The 3,411-nt window shown below is 60.6% G+C and carries 3 protein-coding genes; 2 read left to right on the forward strand and 1 reads right to left on the reverse strand.

Annotation, left to right across the window (positions count from 1 at the left end):
* Positions 1 to 71: 71 nt before the first annotated feature.
* The gene (locus WB528_RS27365; protein WP_423892468.1) at positions 72 to 602 is read right to left on the reverse strand and encodes a DedA family protein; all 531 of its coding nucleotides are present in this window, start codon (positions 600 to 602) and stop codon (positions 72 to 74) included.
* A gap of 126 nt (positions 603 to 728) precedes the next feature.
* Here WB528_RS27365 and WB528_RS27370 point away from each other — a divergent pair, with 126 nt between their 5' ends.
* Both WB528_RS27370 and parE read left to right on the forward strand, forming a co-directional pair.
* On the forward strand, positions 729 to 1,097 hold the full coding sequence (locus tag WB528_RS27370) for a hypothetical protein (RefSeq protein ID WP_423892469.1): 369 nt from the start codon (positions 729 to 731) through the stop codon (positions 1,095 to 1,097).
* 117 nt (positions 1,098 to 1,214) lie between these two features.
* Positions 1,215 to 3,266: a DNA topoisomerase IV subunit B gene (gene parE / locus WB528_RS27375; RefSeq protein WP_423892470.1), complete on the forward strand. Its 2,052-nt coding sequence runs from the start codon at positions 1,215 to 1,217 to the stop codon at positions 3,264 to 3,266.
* Positions 3,267 to 3,411 lie beyond the last annotated feature (145 nt).

Below are 3,411 nucleotides of genomic sequence, written 5' to 3' on the forward strand. Positions count from 1 at the left end.
GCCCGGCGTATAAGACCTTGGCCTGACAACGTCAAGTCAAACGCTGCCGTTTCACGCCCCCGAAGCCGCCATCAGACCGCCCGCCAGAGCCACTCCGCAATCTCTGCAATCACGTCACCGAACAACAATAGCGCACCGGACCAGACGAAGGCCGACACGAAATTCGCTACCTGGAATTGCCAATACGGCATCTCGAAAATTCCGGCCGCGAGCGGCACGGAGGCGCGCAGGGGTCCGAAAAATCGTCCGATGAAAATGCTCGGCACGCCCCAGGATTTCACGAAGGCCTCGCCCCGCGGCAGGATGTCGGGATACCGAGATAGCGGCCATATCTTCGCGACCTGTTCCTTGTATTTGAAGCCGAACCAGTAGGAGACCCAGTCGCCCAGCGCCGCGCCGACGCCGCCTGCAATGCAGAGCGGCCAGAAGCTGATGCCGCTGACGCCGATCAGCGCACCGATCGCCACCAGCGCGCCCCATGCCGGAATCAGCAGCGAGATGAAAGCCAGCGATTCGCCGAACGCCAGCAGCAGCACGACCGGCGCAGCCCAGGCCTGATGGTCGCGCACGAAATCCGCCAGCGCGCGTATATATTCTTCCATTCCGAAAGGCCCTTCCCGGTAATGGCCCCGTTTAAGCTGGCTGGATCGTCAACATCAAGTCACAATGACGCCCAAGGCAGAATCAGCGGGCTTTCAATTGCGCGCAACGAACATGGGGAAGAATACATGATTGGGTCATTGATGATGCGCACCAGCGCTGTGATTTTGGTGATCGGCATGATCTGGGGAATCGAGATGGGCATCCGGCAGGATTTTGCCATGGCACCGGCGCATGCGCATTTCAACCTGGTGGGCGGCGTTCTCCTGTTCGTGTTCGGCCTCTACTACAGACTGGTTCCCGCCGCCGGCGACAGCGCGCTCGCTCAATGGCAGGGCCGGCTGCACATCGCCGGCGCCGTCCTGTTTCCCGTTGGGGTCGCCATCGTCATCGGCAAGGGTGAAGCCTTCATTGTTCTGCCAATCGTCGGCTCGTTGATCGTGTTGGCGGCCGTGGCGCTGTTTGGGCTGATCGTCTTTCGCACATCGCGCGCCTGAGAATTTCGGGCGAGGCGCCGCCGCCCTCCCTCTGCGGCCGTCACTTTTTGAGCTCAACCGTGGCATAGTCAGGGAAACTGATTCGCCGCGCCATTTTGGCGCGCAACATGAAAAGCTATGTCCAAACCATTGAAATCCAGCACTAAAGCGAAAGTCGACGACCTCTTTGGCGCTGAGCCGAAGGGCCGTTCTCAACTCAAGGTCGCCTCCCGTTCAACCAGCGCCGAGGCCGGCTATACCGCGCGCGACATCGAGGTCCTCGAGGGGCTTGAGCCGGTACGGCGACGGCCTGGCATGTATATCGGCGGCACCGATGAAAAGGCGCTGCATCATCTGTTCGCCGAAGTCATCGACAACTCGATGGACGAGGCACTCGCGGGCCATGCCACCTTCATCGAGGTCGAACTCGGCGCCGACGGATTCTTGACCGTCACCGATAACGGCCGCGGCATTCCGATCGATCCGCATCCGAAGTTTCCGAAAAAATCGGCGCTCGAAGTCATCATGTGCACCCTGCATTCCGGCGGCAAATTCGATTCCAAGGTGTACGAGACCTCGGGCGGCCTGCACGGCGTCGGCGTGTCCGTCGTCAATGCACTGTCCTCGCGCCTCGAGGTCGAGGTCGCGCGCGGCCAAAAACTTTACAAGATGGCGTTCGAGCGCGGCCATCCCAAGGGGAAACTGGAAGACCTTGGCAAGATCAATAACCGTCGCGGCACACGAATTCGTTTTAGGCCCGACACCGATATTTTTGGCGCCAAGGCTGCGTTCAAGCCACAACGGCTGTTCAAGATGGCGCGCTCCAAGGCGTATCTGTTCGGCGGCGTGGAAATTCGCTGGCGCTGCGATCCCTCTCTGCTGAAAGGCCTTGAGGATGTCCCGGCCGAAGACAGTTTCCATTTTCCGGGCGGCCTGAAGGATTATCTCGCAGCCGCGATTCACGCCGACACGCTGGTGCATCCGGATATTTTCTCCGGCAAATCGGGACGGGTCGGCGCGCATGGCGCCTGCGAATGGGCGGTAGCCTGGACCGCGGATGCCGACGGCTTTTTGTCCTCCTATTGCAACACCGTGCCGACGCAGGACGGCGGCACACATGAATCGGGCATGCGCAGCGCACTGCTGCGCGGCCTGAAAGATCACGCCGAACGCGTCGGCCAGGGTAAGCGCGCCGCCTCCATCACCTCGGAAGACGTGATGGTGGGCGCTGCCGTGATGCTGTCCGTGTTCGTGCGCGAGCCGGAATTTCAGGGCCAGACCAAGGACCGCCTCGCCACTGCCGAAGCTCAGCGCATCGTCGAGCAGGCGATCAAGGATCCGTTCGACCATTGGCTCTCGGGCAATCCGCTGCAAGCCAACAAGCTCCTGGACTTTGTCGTCGAGCGCGCTGAAGAACGGCTGCGCCGCCGCGCGGAAAAAGAGATTTCACGCAAGACCGCGGTGAAAAAGCTGCGGCTGCCCGGAAAGCTCGCCGATTGCACCGATACGGCAGCCGACGGCTCCGAGCTTTTCATCGTCGAGGGTGACTCGGCCGGCGGCAGCGCCAAGCAGGCGCGCGATCGCAAGACCCAGGCGATCCTGCCGCTGCGCGGCAAGATTCTCAACGTCGCCTCCGCAACCAAGGACAAGCTCGTGGCCAATGCGCAGTTGGCCGATTTGATCCAGGCGATCGGTTGCGGCACCGGTGCGCACTATCGCGAAGAGGATTTGCGCTACTCGCGCATTATCATCATGACCGACGCCGACGTCGACGGCGCCCACATCGCCTCGCTCCTCATTACATTCTTCTACCGGCAGATGCCGCGGCTGATCGATGAGGGCCATCTCTATCTCGCCGTCCCTCCGCTCTATCGGCTCAACCACGGCAGCAAGACGGTCTATGCCCGCGACGAGGCCCACCGCGACGCGCTCCTCAAGAGCGAGTTCAACGCCAATGCCAAGGTCGATATCAGCCGCTTCAAAGGTCTTGGCGAAATGATGCCGGCCCAGCTCAAGGAAACCACCATGGATCCTGCCAAGCGCACCATGTTGCGCGTGGTGCTGTTGGCCGACGACCGGGAAGGCACCGCCGATTCCGTGGAGCGGCTGATGGGGACCAAAGCCGAAGCGCGCTTTGCCTTCATCACCGACAAGGCGGAGTTCGCGAGCGAGGCGCTCCTGGACGTATGAGCGAAGGCTGACGAAAAAGGCTGCGAATTATACCTTCTATATGAAATTACAGCCTTTTTTTGGTTTTTTAAAGCTTTTGTGACCTATCGTTTTCCGGGCTGTGTGCTCCCCTAGCCACAGCTTTTTAGCCAGAAACAATTATAAC

It is taken from the genome of Bradyrhizobium sp. (assembly GCF_049586575.1).
Lineage (GTDB): Bacteria > Pseudomonadota > Alphaproteobacteria > Rhizobiales > Xanthobacteraceae > Bradyrhizobium.